Source organism: Streptomyces sp. NPDC005805, assembly GCF_040630445.1.
Taxonomy (GTDB): Bacteria; Actinomycetota; Actinomycetes; order Streptomycetales; family Streptomycetaceae; genus Streptomyces.
The window spans coordinates 72,742-89,103 of the sequence record NZ_JBEXXN010000021.1 but is presented as its reverse complement, the minus strand read 5'-3'; the positions used below and the strand labels follow the sequence as shown (position 1 = coordinate 89,103).

Sequence of the window (16,362 nt, the reverse complement as noted above, 5' to 3'; positions counted from 1 at the left end):
TGTCGGCGGTGTGGTGTGCAATGGAGGGCGTGCCCGCGCTCGACGAACCCCTCAAGAACGCGCTCGGCGCCGCCACCGCCAAGGTGATGGCCGAGCATCTGGACCTCCACACCCTCGGCGACCTGCTGCACCACTACCCGCGGCGGTACGCGGAGCGCGGCGAGCTGACCTCCCTCGCCGACCTCCCGCTCGACGAACACGTCACCGTCGTCGCCCAGGTCGCCGACGCCCGGGTGCACACCTTCAACGGCGGCCGCGGCAGACGGCTGGAGGTGACCATCACCGACGGCTACGGCAGGCTCCAGCTGGTCTTCTTCGGCAAGGGCGTCCACAAGCCGCACAAGGACCTGCTCCCCGGCACCCGCGCGATGTTCGCCGGCAAGGTGTCGATGTTCAACCGCCGGCTCCAGCTCTCCCACCCGGCGTACGAACCACTGACCGGCGACGCCTCCGCCGCCGACGCCGTGGACGCCTTCGCCGGGCGGCTCATCCCGATCTACCCGGCCTGCAAGCAACTGGAGTCCTGGAAGATCTCCAAGGCCGTCGACGCCGTCCTCGACCGGGCCGCCGACGCCGTGGACCCGCTCCCCGCCGCCCTGCGCGAGGGCCGCGGCATGGTCACCCTCCCCGAGGCGCTGCGCCTGATCCACCGCCCGCGCACCAAGGACGACATCGAGCGGGCCCGCGAACGGCTCAAGTGGGACGAGGCGTTCGTCCTCCAGGTCGCCCTGGCCCGCCGCCGGTTCGCCGACACCCAGCTCCCCGCCGTCCCCCGCGTCCCCGCCGAGGACGGCCTGCTCACCGCCTTCGACGCCCGGCTGCCCTTCACCCTCACCGAGGGCCAGCGCACGGTCAGCAAGGAGATCTTCGACGACCTCGCCACGGCCCACCCCATGCACCGCCTCCTCCAGGGCGAGGTGGGCTCCGGCAAGACCATGGTCGCGCTGCGCGCCATGCTCGCCGTCGTCGACGCGGGCGGACAGGCCGCGATGCTCGCGCCCACCGAGGTCCTGGCCCAGCAGCACCACCGCTCGATCACCGAGATGATGGGCGACCTCGCCGAGGCCGGACTGCTCGGCGGCTCGGAGCACGGCACCAAGGTCGTGCTGCTGACCGGCTCCATGGGTGCCGTCGCCCGCCGGCAGGCCCTGCTCGACCTGGTGACGGGCGAGGCCGGCATCGTCATCGGCACCCACGCCCTGATCGAGGACAAGGTCCAGTTCCACGACCTCGGCCTGGTCGTCGTCGACGAACAGCACCGCTTCGGCGTCGAGCAGCGCGACGCCCTCCGCTCCAAGGGCAAGCAGCCGCCCCACCTGCTGGTCATGACCGCCACCCCCATCCCGCGCACCGTCGCCATGACGGTCTTCGGCGACCTGGAGACCTCGGTCCTCGACCAGCTCCCGGCCGGCCGCTCGCCCATCGCCAGCCATGTCGTCCCGGCCGCCGACAAGCCCCACTTCCTGGCCCGCGCCTGGGAACGGGTGCGGGAGGAGGTCGAGAGCGGGCACCAGGCGTACGTGGTCTGCCCCCGCATCGGCGACGAGGAGGACGAGAAGAAGGCCGCCGCGAAGAAGGCCCCCGCGTCCTCCCCGGCCGCCGACGACGCCGAGAAGCGCCCGCCGCTCGCCGTCCTGGAGGTCGCCGAACAGCTCACCCGCGGCCCCCTCGCCGGCCTCCGCGTCGAGGTGCTGCACGGCAGGATGCAGCCCGACGACAAGGACGCGGTGATGCGCCGCTTCGCCGCCGGCGAGACGGATGTGCTGGTCGCCACCACCGTCATCGAGGTCGGCGTCAACGTCCCCAACGCCACCGCCATGGTCATCATGGACGCGGACCGGTTCGGCGTCTCCCAGCTCCACCAGCTGCGCGGCCGGGTCGGCCGCGGCTCCGCCCCCGGACTGTGCCTGCTGGTCACCGAGATGCCCGAGGCGAGCCCCGCCCGCGCCCGGCTCGGCGCGGTCGCCGCCACCCTGGACGGCTTCGAACTCTCCCGTATCGACCTGGAGCAGCGCCGCGAGGGCGACGTCCTCGGCCAGGCCCAGTCCGGGGTGCGCACCTCGCTGCGGATGCTCGCCGTCATCGAGGACGAGGAGATCATCGCGGCGGCCCGGGAGGAGGCCGTCGCCGTCGTCCGCGAGGACCCGGAGCTGGAGCACCTGCCCGGGCTGCGCACCGCCCTGGACGCCCTGCTCGACAAGGAGCGGGAGCAGTACCTCGACAAGGGCTGAGACACTGGTCGCACACGCCCCGGCCCCCGCCACCGGCCCCGCACGCCCCGCGCGGCCGGGCGGGGCACGGACCACAGGAAGGCCCTCCATGACCCGCGTGATCGCCGGCGCTGCCGGCGGACGCCGGCTCGCCGTACCGCCCGGCAACGGCACCCGTCCCACCTCCGACCGCGCCCGCGAGGGGCTGTTCTCCAGCTGGCAGGCGCAACTCGGCACCCTGCACGGCGTCCGGGTGGCCGACCTGTACGCCGGCTCCGGGGCCGTCGGACTGGAGGCCCTGTCCCGGGGGGCCGCGCACGCCCTGCTGGTCGAGGCGGACGCCCGGGCCGCCCGTACCGTCCGGGAGAACGTCCGCGCCCTCGGCCTGCCCGGCGCCGAGGTGCGCACCGGCCGGGCCGAACAGGTCGCCGCGGGAGAGGCCCCCGAGCAGCCCTACGACATCGTCTTCCTGGACCCGCCGTACGCGGTCACCGACGACGATCTTCGCGAGATTCTGCTCACACTCCGCCGTGGGGGCTGGCTCGCGGACGACGCGCTCGCCACCGTGGAGCGCAGCACCAGGGGCGGGGAGTTCGACTGGCCCGGGGGCTTCGAGGCCGTACGGGCCCGTCGCTACGGCGAGGGAACGCTTTGGTACGGTCGCGCCGCCTCTACGTGCGAAGACGCACCATGACCGGACCGGAGAGCGAGGGACTTCAGTTGCGCCGCGCAGTCTGTCCGGGGTCGTTCGACCCCATCACCAACGGACACCTCGACATCATCGCCCGCGCCTCCAAGCTGTACGACGTGGTGCATGTCGCGGTGATGATCAACAAGTCCAAGCAGGGCCTGTTCACCGTGGACGAGCGGATCGACCTGATCCGCGAGGTCACCGGGGAGTACGGGAACGTCGTCGTCGAGTCCCACCACGGTCTGCTCGTCGACTTCTGCAAGGAGCGCGACATCCCCGCCATCGTCAAGGGGCTGCGGGCCGTCAGCGACTTCGACTACGAGCTCCAGATGGCCCAGATGAACAACGGGCTCTCGGGCGTCGAGACCCTGTTCGTCCCGACCAACCCGACCTACAGCTTCCTCTCGTCCAGCCTGGTCAAGGAGGTCGCGGCCTGGGGCGGGGACGTCTCCCACCTGCTGCCCGAGGCCGTCCACCGTGCCCTCGTCCGGCGGCTCGGCGAACGCGGCTGAGCACCCGGGGCCGCCCGGTCCGGCCGCCCCCGGCCCGCCGGGACCGGACCCCGGTCCGCTGACGGTCCGTCATCCGGTGTCCGCGGACCGGCGACTGGCCGTACAGTCGTCCCGTCCGTCCCTCCGCAGCCCCCGGACGGACACGGGGAGCAGGGGCTCCGATTCACCGGGAGAGTGGCGAACCACCGTGGATGTGCAGAAGAAGCTCGACGACATCGTCGAGGCGGTCACCAGCGCCCGGTCGATGCCCATGTCGGCCTCCTGCGTGGTCAACCGCGCCGAACTGCTGGCCATGCTCGAAGAGGTCCGCGACGCGCTGCCCGGCTCCCTGGCCCGGGCCCAGGAGCTGATCGGCGGCCGGGAGGAGATGGTGGAGCAGGCCCGCCGGGAGGCGGAGCGGATCATCGAGTCCGCGCACGCCGAACGCGGCTCCCTGATCTCGGACACCCAGGTCGCCCGCCAGTCGCAGGACGAGGCCGACCGCATCCTCGCCGAGGCCCGCCGGGAGGCCGAGGAGATCCGCGCGGAGGCCGACGACTACGTGGACTCCAAGCTCGCCAACTTCGAGGTCGTCCTCACCAAGACCATCGGCTCGGTCGACCGCGGCCGCGAGAAGCTCCTCGGCCGGGGCCCCGGCCTCGACGAGCAGGGCTACGCGGACGAGGACGCCCCCGAGCACAGCAGCGACCCCGCCACCCTGATCCACCGCGCGGACGAGTACGTGGACGCCAAGCTCGGCGCCTTCGAGGCGGTCCTCTCCAAGACCCTGGACGCCGTCGGCCGCGGCCGGCAGAAGCTGCACGGCCGGACCGCCGGCGACGACCTGGGCGACCACATGGCCGCCCAGGACGCCGCCGGGAACCCGCTGCACACCAGCGACGCCGACTACCTCGCGGGCCTCGCGGAACTGGCCGACCCGGCGCCCGCCCCGGCCCGGGCCCCGGTCCCGCAGCAGGCCGCCCCCGTCGCCGAGCACCCCGAGCACCAGCCGTACGCGCCCGCCGCGGACTACGGCGGGACCGGCGCCGCCGCCCCCCAGATCCCGGCCCAGCACGACCCGTACGGATACCCCGCCCAGTCCCAGGACCCCTACGGGGGCTACGGGCAGCAGCAGCCCGACCCGTACGCCACGGCCGGCTACGGCGCCCAGCAGGGCTACGACCAGCAGGGATACGGTCACCAGGACCCCTACGCCTACGCGCCCCCGCAGCCGGCGAACCCGCCCCAGCAGGCCGCCGCGCTGGACGAGACCAGCCTCTTCGACACCAGCATGATCGACATGGAGCAGCTGCGGCGCTACGAGCAGGGCCGCTGAGCCGAGCGGCCGCCGGCGGCCGCTCGCCACGGCCGCGCTTCGCGTCGCTCGCGCCCGGTTCCGGGCGGCCCGGGCGGGACCGTCTGCCCGTCCCGGACCGGGGGCCCGTCCCGTCCCGGACCGGATTGGGTCTACGGTGGCCGTTGAAGTATCCTGGCTCTTCGGTCGCGCCCAGTTCCGCGATTCCGCCTGCCCGCTTCGCCCCGCGAACCGGGCACACCCCACGATCCGAAAGCAGGAAGACCCCTGAGCACGCGCCTCGACCACCGCAACCCCCTCGTGTTCGACACACACGAGCTGGGACGGCGGCCCGGTGCGCTCCAGCGGATCTCCCGCACGGTGGACGCACCCGCGCCGCCGGCCGTCCTCGGTATCGACGGGGTCATCGGAGTGCCCGAGGGCAAGCCGGTCGAGCTGGACCTCCGCCTGGAGTCCGTCATGGAAGGGGTGCTCGTCACGGGTACCGCCCGTGCGATCGCCGAGGGGGAGTGCGTAAGGTGTCTGGAGCCGCTGCGCGTCGATGTCGCGGCGGACTTCCAGGAGATGTTCACGTATCCCGACGCCGACGACCGGGGCCGCACTGCGGAGCCCGCCGACGACGCCGAGGACGAGGACATCCTCTATCTCGAGGACGGCATGTTCGACCTCGAACCCGTGCTGCGTGACGCGGTGGTGCTCGCACTGCCGATGCAGCCGGTGTGCCGGGAGGACTGCGAGGGTCTGTGCTCCGAGTGCGGGGCCGACCTGAACGACGACCCGGACCACCACCACGACGCCGTCGACATCCGTTGGGCGGCACTGCAGGGACTCGCCGAGACCATTCAGGACGGCGAGAAGGACAACATGGGCGGCGCCGAAGCGGGCGTCGACGAGAAGCAGGAGAAGTAGCCGTGGCTGTTCCGAAGCGGAAGATGTCGCGCAGCAACACGCGCCACCGCCGGTCGCAGTGGAAGGCTGCGGTCCCCACCCTGGTTTCGTGTGAGCGTTGCCAGGAGCCGAAGCAGCAGCACATCGCGTGCCCGAGCTGCGGCACCTACAACAAGCGCCAGGTCCTCGAGGTCTGAGCGGCTGGTGAGAGGCGCCATGTCTGAGTCCAACAAGACGGACAATGCCTCGTCCCACACGCTTCTGGAAGGGCGGCTCGGGTACCGACTCGAGTCCGCCCTTCTGGTGCGTGCGCTGACGCACCGCAGCTACGCGTACGAGAACGGCGGTCTGCCCACCAACGAGCGGCTGGAGTTCCTCGGGGACTCCGTGCTCGGCCTGGTGGTCACCGACACGCTGTACCGCACCCACCCCGACCTGCCCGAGGGCCAACTGGCCAAGCTGCGGGCCGCGGTGGTCAACTCGCGTGCGCTGGCGGAGGTCGGCCGCGGCCTCGAACTCGGCTCGTTCATCCGGCTCGGCCGGGGTGAAGAGGGCACGGGCGGCCGGGACAAGGCGTCCATCCTCGCCGACACCCTGGAAGCGGTGATCGGCGCGGTCTATCTCGACCAGGGCCTCGAAGCGGCGTCCGAGCTGGTGCACCGGCTCTTCGACCCGCTGATCGAGAAGTCCTCGAACCTGGGCGCGGGCCTGGACTGGAAGACCAGTCTCCAGGAACTCACCGCCGCCGAGGGGCTCGGCGTCCCGGAGTACCTCGTCAGCGAGACCGGGCCCGACCACGAGAAGACCTTTACTGCTGCCGCCCGCGTCGGTGGTGTCTCGTACGGCACCGGCACCGGCCGCAGCAAGAAGGAGGCGGAGCAGCAGGCGGCGGAGTCCGCCTGGCGGGAGATCCGCGCCGCCGCGGAGGACCGGGCCAAGGCGGCCGCGGCCGCCGAGGCGTCGTCGGCTGCGCCGGACGGGTCCGCCGGTCCGGACGGGGCCGTCGCGGATGCGCCGTCCGCCGGGGGAGGGGCCGCCGACACCCCTGCCGCCGTGGACCCGGAATCCGTCACGGAGCCGGAGTCCGTCACGGAGCCGGAGTCCGTCACGGAGTCGGACCGGGCGTCCGCCTGATCCGTCCTTCCGTTCCGTCCAGTCCCTAGGGCCCCTCGCGCTCCCGTGCGAGGGGCCCTACGGCACCCTGCCGCCCGCCCCTTCCCCGAAGGAGACCCGTTGCCCGAGCTGCCCGAGGTCGAAGTCGTCCGCCGAGGACTCGCCACCTGGGTCACCGGCCGCACGATCGCCGAGGTGGAGGTCCTCCACCCCCGCGCGGTCCGCCGGCACCTCGCCGGCGGCGAGGACTTCGCCGCGCGCCTGCGCGGACGGCGCGTGGCCGACGCCCGCCGCCGCGGCAAGTACCTCTGGCTCCCCCTGGAGGGCACCGGCAGCTCGGTCCTCGGTCATCTCGGCATGAGCGGACAACTCCTGGTCCAGCCGGTCACCGCGGTCTCCGAGAAGCACCTGAGGATCCGCCTCCGCTTCGACGACACCCTCGGCACCGAGCTCCGCTTCGTCGACCAGCGCACCTTCGGGGGCCTGTCCGTCCACGACGACACCCCCGAGGGCCTCCCCGACGTCATCGCGCACATCGCCCGCGACCCGCTCGACCCCCTCTTCGACGACGCCGCCTTCCACACGGCCCTGCGCGCCCGCCGCACCACCGTGAAGCGTGCCCTCCTCGACCAGTCCCTGATCAGCGGCGTCGGCAACATCTACGCCGACGAGGCCCTCTGGCGCGCCCGCCTCCACTACGACCGCCCGACGGCCACCCTCACCCGCCCCAGGTCCACCGAACTCCTGGCCCACGTCCGCGAGGTCATGACCGCGGCACTGGCCGTGGGCGGCACCACCTTCGACAGCCTCTACGTCAACGTCAACGGCGAATCGGGCTACTTCGACCGCTCCCTCGACGCCTACGGCCGCGAGAACGAACCCTGCCGCCGCTGCGGGACCCCGATCCGCCGCCGCCCGTGGATGAACCGGTCGAGCTACTTCTGCCCGAGGTGCCAGCGGGCGCCGCGCGCCTAGGAGGCGTCCGCAAAGTCTCGCCTGGTCCACGACGTCCGGGCGAACGGGGCGACGTTCCGGACACTCCCTAGCGCCGCTTGCGCTTCTGGCGCCCCCGGTCCTTCTTCGAGCGCCCCAGCAACTGCTGCGCCCGGTACTTGTGGCCCATCTCCATCAGCAGACCCGCGAGGACTTCGGTGACCGAGACCGTGTCCGGATGGTCGTGGCCGAGGACGCGTCTGCTTCTCGCGAGCGTGTCCTCGAACAGCAGCAGCGCCCGCTCGCGCCGGCGCAGTGCCCGCAGGGTCACGGCGAAGGTGTGCGCCGACAGGAGAGTGTCGGGGTGGTCGTTGCCGAGGACGCGTCGGCGGCGCGCCAGGGTGTCGTCCTTCATCCGCCGTGCCTCTTCGAGATGGCCCAGCTGGTGCATGCTGATGGCAAGACTGTGGGCGGCCTGGAGGGTGTTGGGGTGGTCGTTGCCGAGGATGCGCTTGCGGCGCGCCAGGGTGTCCTCCTCCATGCGCCGTGCTTCCTCGAACCTTCCCAGAGAGAACAGGCTGGCCGCGAGGTTGTGGGCGGACTGCAGGGTGTCGGGGTCGTCGTCCCCCAGCGTCCGTCGCCGTCGCGAGTAGGTGTCCCTGTCCAGTTCATGTGAGGCGGTGCTGCTGCCGAGGTGGTTGAGGGTGACAGCGAGGTCGTTGGCGGATTGCAGCGTCTTGCGGTGGTCGTCGCCGAGTGTCCGCCGCCGTCGTTCGAGGGTGTCCTCGATCAGTGACTGCGCGTTCCCGAAGTCCCCGAGGTCCACCATCGCGTGCGCGAGGAACTGCATACAGTTGAGGGTGTCCGCATGGTCCTCGCCCAGAGAGCGCGTCCAGGCCCCGCCGAGGGAAGCGGTCAGGGCGTGCGCACTGCGAGGCTGACCGCTGCGGATCAGGAAGAGCGCGGCGTTCAGCAGGACCGGCCTCAGCTCCTCGTGATCCCGCAGGAAGTGCCCGGTCGCGTTCAGGTGTGCGGTGAGGGCCGCCCACGCGGGCCAGGACTCCGGGCTGTCGGGGTCACCCGGCGAGACCGACGTGATGACCGCACCGATGTCGGCGCGGTACGCCTCGGTGCGCGCCGCCTCCGCCCGGTCGCGCAGCACCGCCTGCGTGAGGCGGTGGATCTGGAGTGACTCGTGGTCCACCCGCGCGAGCCCGTACCGGCTCAGCGAACGCAGCGCCCTCTGCGGCCACATGAAGTCGTCCGGATCGCCCGCGATGGTGCCGAGCCGGGCGCGGGCCCGTTCCAGCCAGACCGTGGGGACGGGCTCCGGACCGAAGAAGGCACACAGGAAGAGCAGGGCCGCCGCCTCCGGGTCCTGTTCGGTCAGCCGGTCGGTGGAGATGGCGACTGTGGCGGCCAGTGACACCGGATAGCCGGGTGCCTCGCCCTCCCGCATGATCGCCGCGGTGCTCGTACCGAGGATCTGCCGGTAGCGGGCCGGCGTCATCCCGTTGACGATCACTCCCGCCGCCTGCGCCAGCGCGAGGGGCAGTTCACCCAGGTCGTCGGCGAGCAGGTCCGCGTCCTCGGCTCCGAGCCCCGGGATGTGGGCCGTCAGATAGGCGACGGCGTCCGCCCGGGTGAAGACGTTCAGCCCGGTGCGGTGGGCGATGCCGCGCCATTCCGGGTTGCGGGACGTGATCAGCACGTGGCCCCGCCCCTCGGGCAGCCACGTCCCGACCAGCTTCGGGTTCTCCGCGTTGTCGAGGACGACGAGCCAGCGGTCGTGCGTGCGCAGGTGCTGGAGGACGGCGTAGGCGTTCTGTTCGGAGCCCGCCTCGGGCTTCGCGATGCCCAGGCGGTGGGCGAGTTCCGTGTAGTGGACGGGCAGTTGGTCGGCCTGCTCGGCGTCGATCCACCACACCAGGTCGTACTGGCCGGCGAAGCGGTGCGCGTACTCCAGTGCCATCTGGGTCTTGCCGATCCCGCCCATGCCGTGGAGGGCGTGCACCACGGCCTGCCCGCCGCGGAGCAGTCCTTCGCGCAGCTCGGCGATCTCTGCCTCGCGGCCGGAGAAGTCGGGGTTGCGGCGGGGGACCCGCCACACGTCGGGGCGGTCGCCGTCCCGGGGCAGCCGGGGTCTGGGCACCGCGTCCGCCCCTCGGCGCGGCCGGGCCGCCGCCCGCGACCCGCCGGGCCGTCCGCCCGGGAACCGCGGTGGGGCGTCCGGCCGCTTCGTGCCCTCCACGGCCTCGGTCAGCGCCGCGAGCGCGGCCTCCTCGTCCAGGCCGTGCAGATCCTTGCGCAGCTTCGCGGCCAGCAGCGCCGGGACGTCCGCGGTCGCGACGGGCTCCAGCGCGAGGGGAATCACGCGGTCCCGGCGCGCCACGGCCGCGGTCCACTCCTCCCGCGTCCAGCGGTCGGGCTCGAAGTAGGACCGGGAGAACAGGGCGACCACCGCGTCCGAGGTCTCCAGCGCGTGGTCCATGTGCTGGACGAAGTCGTCGCCCGTGCGCCAGTCCCAGACGTCCAGGATCACCTGGTGCCCGGCGTCCCCGAGATGCCAGGCCACCCACTCCGCCCAGGGGCGGTCCGGTCCCGCGTAGCTGACGAAGAACTGCTGTGTGCCGTCGGTCATGTGGCCCCCCGAGCGACCAGGCCCTGCGCTGTCCCCACCATGATCCCCCGCCGGGGCCCGGCCGGGCAGGGGATCGTCAGGATCGCGCCCCCGCTACCCGAGGACGCGCCCGAGGTAGCCGCGCACGTAGCCCGCGACGACGTGCAGGTGGCTCTCCAGCAGGAAGCGGCCGCCGTCGATCAGGTGGACCTCCGCGGTGTCCGGGCTGACCGGACTCGGGTCGGGCACGCCGTGCAGGTACTGCCGGCGGAACTGGCGCGTCGCCACTACGAACGCACCCGCTGAACTACGGCCGGCTCAGTAGCCGAAGTTCTGCGTCCACCAGGGCCCGCCGTCTCCCTCGTGCACCCCGATGCCCATCGTCGTGAAGTCGCAGTTCAGGATGTTCGCGCGGTGGCCGTCGCTCTCCATCCAGGCGTTCATGACCGCGCCGGCGTCGGCCTGGCCGCGGGCGATGTTCTCGGCGCCGAGGCTGGTGACACCGGCCGCGTCGGCGCGGGTCCAGGGGCTCGCGCCGTCGGGGGAGGTGTGGTCGAAGTAGTTGCGGGCCGCCATGTCGTCGGAGTGGGCGCGGGCCAGCTTCGACAGGGCGTCGCTCTCCTTCACCGGGGCGCAGCCCACCAGGGCGCGCTCCTCGTTGACGAGGGTGAAGACGGCGGAGGTGAGGGACGGCGAGGGCGCCGAGGTGCTCGGTGCCGCCGGCTCGGCGGAGGGCTTCTTCGGCGCGGGCGCCTTCTCGCGCGTCGGGGACGGGCTCGGGCGCTTCGCCTCGGGGGCCTTGGACTTCGGCGCGGGCTTCTCGGCGGCCCGCTCGGTCGGCTTCGGCTTCGCGGCGGGCTTCTTCGAGGGCGTCGCCGACGGCTTCGGCTTCTTCGAGGGCTCGGCCGCCTTCTTCGACGGGGCCGAGGGGGCCGGGGCCTTCGACGGCTCGGCCGTCCGGCTCGGCGACGGCGTCGCCTCGGCGCCGGTGTCCCCGTACGGCTGGAGCTTCGGCGGTCCGTCGGTGCGTATCTCGGACACCGGGGAGGAGTTGCCCGAGGAACCGATGGTGAACGTGTCGCCACCCGGCAGCAGCCCGGTCGCGACGGCCACGGCGCCGACCGCCGCGGCGGCGGAGACACCGAGCAGGCCGGTGCGCACAGGCGTGCCCGCCCGCTTCTTCCCATGGCGACCCATGTGATGTGCCTTCCTGATCCCGGTTCCCGGCCCGCTGATCGCGGCGCCGACTCGGCGGTCTCACCCGAACGAGTGAGGCGCATTGCGTCCGGACTGTACGCCAAAGCATCCCGGGGGTGGGGTGATCCATCCGTATTCCGCCCGTTACCGTCATGAGCATGAACGACGATGCGCGCCTCACGGCGTGGGTACGCGGCCGGGTACAGGGAGTGGGCTTCCGCTGGTTCACCAGGGAGAACGCCATGGCGATCGGGGAGCTGAAAGGCTTCGCCCTCAACCTCGACGACGGCCGGGTCCAGGTCGTGGCGGAGGGGCCGCGTGAGAATTGCCACCGTCTCCTGGACTGGCTGCGGTCCTCCGACACACCCGGCCGCGTCGACGGCGTCACTGAGATCTGGGCCACGCCGAGGGGCGGATATCCGGACTTCGCGATCCGCTGACGAGCGCCACGGCCCGCCCCGACACGCCGGGCGCGGGCCGTCCCGCGGAACGTCCCCGCGTCGCCCCGCGTATGTGCGCGGAGACGGAAAGCACCTGGTGGTTGCCAAGACGGGCCGTCCCGTGCCAGGCTGCGGCGGAACCAAAGATCGCGACGCCCCCAGGGCCCCGCAGGTCAGGCACCCCGCGCCGAGGCGACGGGCGTGTGCCCCCGGGACGCCCGCGGATACGGGGTGTGATCGTGTTGACCGTCAAACTTTTTGGTGAGACTCTGGAATCCCCGCGCACCTGAGCTGTCCGGCAGCTGGAACCGCAAGCACCACAAGAGCTGTCGCACACCGCGGGTGCGAAAATCCCTCACGACCCACACCGCATCGGTCGGTCACTCATTGTGGAGGACCACTCATCATGGCAAAGGCGCTTCTCGGTTACGTCGGCGGTTCCGACCCGCGACTCCTCGCCGAGATGCGACGGCTTCAGCAGCGCGTCCAGGACCTCGAATCCGAGCTCGTACGGATCCAGTCCGAGAACGACGCGCTGAGCGCTGCCGTCGCCAAGCACCCGGGAGAGTCGCTGCTCGAGGGCATCGACATCGACGTTCCCCAGGCGGAGCCCGCGCTCACCTGAGCGGCGCGTCGCCGGAGATTCACCGCGCACCAGGATATGCAAGGGACGCCACGGCGTCCCTTCTTTCTTTCCCCCGCTTCTGCGGCTTCCGTAGCCTCTGCCAGGCCCCACCCTCGTGCGCGCGTGCTCGTACCGTCTGAGATGCCCTGCGCCTTCGGGGGCGAAACCGCGGGGGAAAGGTAGAGTCCGGCGGCGTGCACCTCAAGGCCATGACCCTGCGCGGCTTCAAGTCCTTCGCGTCCGCCACGACGCTGCGCTTCGAACCGGGAATCACCTGCGTCGTCGGCCCGAACGGCTCGGGCAAGTCCAACGTGGTCGACGCGCTCTCCTGGGTCATGGGCGAACAGGGCGCCAAGTCGCTGCGCGGCGGCAAGATGGAGGACGTCATCTTCGCCGGGACCACCGGCCGCCCGCCGCTCGGCCGGGCCGAGGTCTCCCTCACCATCGACAACAGCGACGGCGCCCTGCCCATCGAGTACGCCGAGGTCACCATCACGCGGATCATGTTCCGCAACGGCGGCAGCGAGTACCAGATCAACGGCGACACCTGCCGGCTGCTCGACATCCAGGAACTGCTCTCCGACTCCGGCATCGGCCGCGAGATGCACGTCATCGTCGGGCAGGGGCAGCTCGACTCCGTGCTGCACGCCGACCCGATGGGCCGGCGGGCCTTCATCGAGGAGGCCGCCGGCGTCCTCAAGCACCGCAAGCGCAAGGAGAAGGCGCTGCGGAAGCTCGACGCGATGCAGGCCAACCTCGCGCGCGTGCAGGACCTCACCGACGAACTGCGCCGCCAGCTCAAGCCACTGGGCCGCCAGGCCGCCGTCGCCCGCCGGGCCGCCGTGATCCAGGCCGATCTGCGCGACGCCCGGCTGCGGCTGCTCGCCGACGACCTGGTACGGCTGCGCGAGGCCCTCGGCGCCGAGATCGCCGACGAGGCCGCCCTCAAGGAGCGCAAGGAGGCCGCCGAGGCCGAACTCAAGGCGGCCCTCGCCCGGGAGGCCGACCTGGAGGACGAGGTCCGCCGCCTCGCCCCGCGTCTCCAGCGCGCCCAGCAGACCTGGTACGACCTCTCCCAGCTCGCCGAACGGATCCGCGGCACCGTCTCGCTGGCCGACGCCCGGGTCAGGAGCGCCACCGACCGGCCCGCCGAGGAGCGCCGGGGCCGCGACCCCGAGGACATGGAGCGCGAGGCCGCCCGGATCCGGGAGCAGGAGGCCGAACTGGAGGCCGCGCTGGAGGCCGCCGAACGCGCGCTGCAGGACACCGTCGCCCACCGGGCCGAGCTGGAGCGGCAACTCGTCGCCGAGGAACGCCGGCTCAAGGACGCCGCCCGGGCCATCGCCGACCGGCGCGAGGGGCTGGCCCGGCTCAACGGGCAGGTGGGCGCGGCCCGTTCCCGTGCCGCCGCCGCCCAGTCCGAGATCGACCGGCTGGCCGCCGCGCGCGACGAGGCACACGAGCGCGCCGCCGCCGCGCAGGAGGAGTACGAACAGCTCAGGGCGGAGGTCGACGGGCTCGACGCCGACGACACCGCCCTCGCCGAGCGGCACGAGGCCGCCAAGCGCGAACTCGCCGAGGCGGAGGCCGGGCTGACCGCGGCCCGGGACGCCCTCACCGCCGCCGAACGCGGCCGGGCCGCCGTGACCGCCCGCCGCGACGCCCTCGCCCTCGGCCTGCGCCGCAAGGACGGCACGGGCGCCCTGCTCGCCGCCGGCGACCGGCTCGACGGACTCCTCGGACCGGCCGCCGCCCTGCTCACGGTGACCCCCGGCCACGAGGTCCCCGTCGCCGCCGCGCTCGGTGCCGCCGCCGACGCGGTGGCCGTCGCCGACCCGGCCACCGCGGCCGAGGCCATCCGCCTGCTGCGCAAGCAGGACGGCGGCCGGGCGGCCCTGCTCCTCGCGGGCGGCCCGGAGACGGACACGCCCACACCCCCCGCGGGCGGCGACGGCCACCCGTGCGCCGCGGACCTGGTCCGGGGCCCCGAGGAGCTGATGCCCGCCGTCCGGGCGCTGCTGCGCACCACCGTCGTCGTGGCGAGCCTGGCGGACGCCGAGAGCCTGGTCCGGTCCCGGCCCGCGCTCACCGCGGTCACCGCCGAAGGGGACGTCCTCGGCGCCCACTTCGCCCAGGGCGGTTCGGCGGGCGCGCCCAGCCTGCTGGAGGTGCAGGCCTCCGTCGACGAGGCCACCGCGGAGCTGGAGCGGCTGGACGCCACCTGCGAGGAACTGGCCGGGGCGCAGCAGCGGGCGGCCGAGGACCGCCGCGCCCGGGCCGCGCTGGTGGAGGAGCTGGGGGAGCGGCGGCGGGCCGCCGACCGGGAGAAGTCCGCGGTCTCCGGCCGGCTGGGCAGCCTCGCCGGTCAGGCCCGGGCGGCCGCCGGGGAGGCCGAGCGGGCCGGGACGGCGGCGGCGCGTGCGCAGGAGGCCCTGGAGCGGGCGCTGGAGGAGGTCGAGGAGCTGGCCGAGCGCCTGCTCGTCGCCGAGGAGACGCCCGTCGAGGAGGAGCCGGACACCCATGTGCGCGACCGGCTCGCCGCCGACGGCGCCAACGCCCGCCAGACGGAGATGGAGGCCCGCCTCCAGGTCCGCACCCACGAGGAGCGGGTGAAGGGGCTCGCGGGCCGGGCCGACGCACTCGACCGGGGAGCGCGCGCCGAGCGCGAGGCACGGGCGCGCGCCGAGCGCGTACGCGCCCGGCTGCGTCACGAGGCGGAGGTCGCGGCGGCCGTGGCGAGCGGCGCCCGCCAGCTGCTGGCGCACGTCGAGGTCTCCCTCGTCCGCGCCGAGGCGGAACGGGCCGCGGCCGACGCGGCCAAAGCGGAGCGCGAACGGGAGCTGGCGGCCGCCCGGTCGGCGGGCCGCGACCTCAAGGGGGAGCTGGACAAGCTCACCGACTCGGTGCACCGGGGCGAGGTGCTGGGCGCCGAGAAGCGGCTGCGGATCGAGCAGCTGGAGACCAGGGCCCTGGAGGAGCTGGGCGTGGAACCGGCCGGACTGGTGGCCGAGTACGGCCCCGACCAGCTCGTGCCGCCCTCCCTGCCCGCCGAGGGGGAGGAGCTGCCCGAGGACCCGGAGCACCCCCGCAACCGGCCCCGGCCCTTCGTCCGCGCCGAGCAGGAGAAGCGGCTCAAGGCGGCCGAACGGGCGTACCAGCAGCTCGGGAAGGTGAATCCGCTGGCCCTGGAGGAGTTCTCCGCCCTGGAGGAGCGCCACCAGTTCCTGTCGGAGCAGCTGGAGGACCTGAAGAAGACCCGCGCCGATCTGCTCCAGGTGGTGAAGGAGGTCGACGAGCGCGTCGAGCAGGTCTTCACCGAGGCGTACCGGGACACCGCGCGGGAGTTCGAGGGGGTGTTCTCCCGGCTCTTCCCGGGCGGCGAGGGGCGCCTGATCCTCACCGATCCGGACAATATGCTCACCACCGGCGTGGATGTGGAGGCGCGTCCGCCGGGCAAGAAGGTCAAGCGCCTGTCCCTGCTGTCGGGCGGGGAGCGGTCGCTGACCGCCGTGGCCATGCTGGTGTCGATCTTCAAGGCCCGGCCGAGTCCGTTCTATGTGATGGACGAGGTGGAGGCGGCCCTCGACGACACCAACCTCCAGCGGCTGATCCGCATCATGCAGGAGCTTCAGGAGAGCTCCCAGCTCATCGTCATCACGCACCAGAAGCGGACGATGGAGGTCGCCGACGCGCTCTACGGGGTGTCGATGCAGGGGGACGGCGTGTCCAAGGTCATCAGCCAGCGACTGCGCTGAGTGCAACGGGGTAGACGGTCACCGTCCCTGCACCAGTTCTTCAAGACTTGAATTCTTTAGGTGATCCATGTGGTTCCCGTCGAG

14 protein-coding genes are annotated in these 16,362 nt (G+C 72.8%); 11 read left to right on the top strand and 3 right to left on the bottom strand.

Annotated elements, in window-relative coordinates:
- Positions 1-20 precede the first annotated feature (20 nt).
- From recG to mutM, 8 genes are all read left to right on the top strand, one after another.
- Entirely contained in the window at positions 21-2,231 is a 2,211-nt protein-coding gene (gene recG, locus ABZ457_RS14710; protein ID WP_359157734.1) for an ATP-dependent DNA helicase RecG, read from the top strand.
- A gap of 88 nt (positions 2,232-2,319) precedes the next feature.
- Positions 2,320-2,904: a 16S rRNA (guanine(966)-N(2))-methyltransferase RsmD gene (gene rsmD, locus ABZ457_RS14705; protein ID WP_359157732.1), complete on the top strand. Its 585-nt coding sequence runs from the start codon at positions 2,320-2,322 to the stop codon at positions 2,902-2,904.
- Positions 2,905-2,930: 26 nt separating this feature from the next.
- The gene (gene coaD / locus ABZ457_RS14700; RefSeq protein WP_018850038.1) at positions 2,931-3,413 is read left to right on the top strand and encodes a pantetheine-phosphate adenylyltransferase; all 483 of its coding nucleotides are present in this window, start codon (positions 2,931-2,933) and stop codon (positions 3,411-3,413) included.
- A 187-nt stretch (positions 3,414-3,600) separates the two neighbouring features.
- On the top strand, positions 3,601-4,728 hold the full coding sequence (locus tag ABZ457_RS14695; protein ID WP_359157729.1) for an ATP synthase F0 subunit B: 1,128 nt from the start codon (positions 3,601-3,603) through the stop codon (positions 4,726-4,728).
- A 246-nt stretch (positions 4,729-4,974) separates the two neighbouring features.
- Positions 4,975-5,616: a DUF177 domain-containing protein gene (locus ABZ457_RS14690; RefSeq protein ID WP_359157787.1), complete on the top strand. Its 642-nt coding sequence runs from the start codon at positions 4,975-4,977 to the stop codon at positions 5,614-5,616.
- Positions 5,617-5,618: 2 nt separating this feature from the next.
- Entirely contained in the window at positions 5,619-5,792 is a 174-nt protein-coding gene (gene rpmF / locus ABZ457_RS14685) for a 50S ribosomal protein L32 (RefSeq protein WP_026165248.1), read from the top strand.
- A 19-nt stretch (positions 5,793-5,811) separates the two neighbouring features.
- Positions 5,812-6,729, top strand: coding sequence for a ribonuclease III (gene rnc / locus ABZ457_RS14680; RefSeq protein ID WP_359157726.1), 918 nt, complete (start codon positions 5,812-5,814; stop codon positions 6,727-6,729).
- Positions 6,730-6,828: 99 nt separating this feature from the next.
- Positions 6,829-7,683, top strand: a complete 855-nt coding sequence (gene mutM / locus ABZ457_RS14675) for a bifunctional DNA-formamidopyrimidine glycosylase/DNA-(apurinic or apyrimidinic site) lyase (RefSeq protein ID WP_359157724.1) — start codon at positions 6,829-6,831, stop codon at positions 7,681-7,683.
- Between the two features lie 67 nt (positions 7,684-7,750).
- Here mutM and fxsT read toward each other — a convergent pair whose 3' ends face one another.
- The 3 genes from fxsT to ABZ457_RS14660 form a co-directional block, all read right to left on the bottom strand.
- On the bottom strand, positions 7,751-10,282 hold the full coding sequence (gene fxsT, locus ABZ457_RS14670; RefSeq protein WP_359157722.1) for an FxSxx-COOH system tetratricopeptide repeat protein: 2,532 nt from the start codon (positions 10,280-10,282) through the stop codon (positions 7,751-7,753).
- Between the two features lie 93 nt (positions 10,283-10,375).
- The gene (locus ABZ457_RS14665) at positions 10,376-10,549 is read right to left on the bottom strand and encodes a hypothetical protein (RefSeq protein ID WP_359157792.1); all 174 of its coding nucleotides are present in this window, start codon (positions 10,547-10,549) and stop codon (positions 10,376-10,378) included.
- A gap of 30 nt (positions 10,550-10,579) precedes the next feature.
- A complete protein-coding gene (locus ABZ457_RS14660) occupies positions 10,580-11,458 on the bottom strand; it encodes a CAP domain-containing protein (protein ID WP_359157720.1) in 879 nt (292 codons plus the stop codon).
- 158 nt (positions 11,459-11,616) lie between these two features.
- On the opposite strand from ABZ457_RS14660, the gene ABZ457_RS14655 reads away from it, so the two are divergent.
- From ABZ457_RS14655 to smc, 3 genes are all read left to right on the top strand, one after another.
- Positions 11,617-11,898, top strand: a complete 282-nt coding sequence (locus tag ABZ457_RS14655; protein ID WP_026278047.1) for an acylphosphatase — start codon at positions 11,617-11,619, stop codon at positions 11,896-11,898.
- Positions 11,899-12,304: 406 nt separating this feature from the next.
- Complete coding sequence (locus tag ABZ457_RS14650) at positions 12,305-12,523, top strand: hypothetical protein (protein WP_018850030.1); 219 nt, start codon at positions 12,305-12,307, stop codon at positions 12,521-12,523.
- Positions 12,524-12,717: 194 nt separating this feature from the next.
- Positions 12,718-16,278 (top strand): chromosome segregation protein SMC, encoded by a 3,561-nt coding sequence (gene smc, locus ABZ457_RS14645; RefSeq protein ID WP_359157716.1) that lies wholly within the window; start codon positions 12,718-12,720, stop codon positions 16,276-16,278.
- Positions 16,279-16,362: the final 84 nt, after the last annotated feature.

Bases quoted from the DNA above. Each gene is read 5' to 3' on its own strand.
- recG (WP_359157734.1), top strand. From the start codon at position 21: ATGGAGGGCGTGCCCGCGCTCGACGAACCCCTCAAGAACGCGCTCGGC.
- rsmD (WP_359157732.1), top strand. From the start codon at position 2,320: ATGACCCGCGTGATCGCCGGCGCTGCCGGCGGACGCCGGCTCGCCGTA.
- rnc (WP_359157726.1), top strand. From the start codon at position 5,812: ATGTCTGAGTCCAACAAGACGGACAATGCCTCGTCCCACACGCTTCTG.
- fxsT (WP_359157722.1), bottom strand. From the start codon at position 10,282: ATGACCGACGGCACACAGCAGTTCTTCGTCAGCTACGCGGGACCGGAC.
- ABZ457_RS14660 (WP_359157720.1), bottom strand. From the start codon at position 11,458: ATGGGTCGCCATGGGAAGAAGCGGGCGGGCACGCCTGTGCGCACCGGC.
- ABZ457_RS14655 (WP_026278047.1), top strand. From the start codon at position 11,617: ATGAACGACGATGCGCGCCTCACGGCGTGGGTACGCGGCCGGGTACAG.
- ABZ457_RS14650 (WP_018850030.1), top strand. From the start codon at position 12,305: ATGGCAAAGGCGCTTCTCGGTTACGTCGGCGGTTCCGACCCGCGACTC.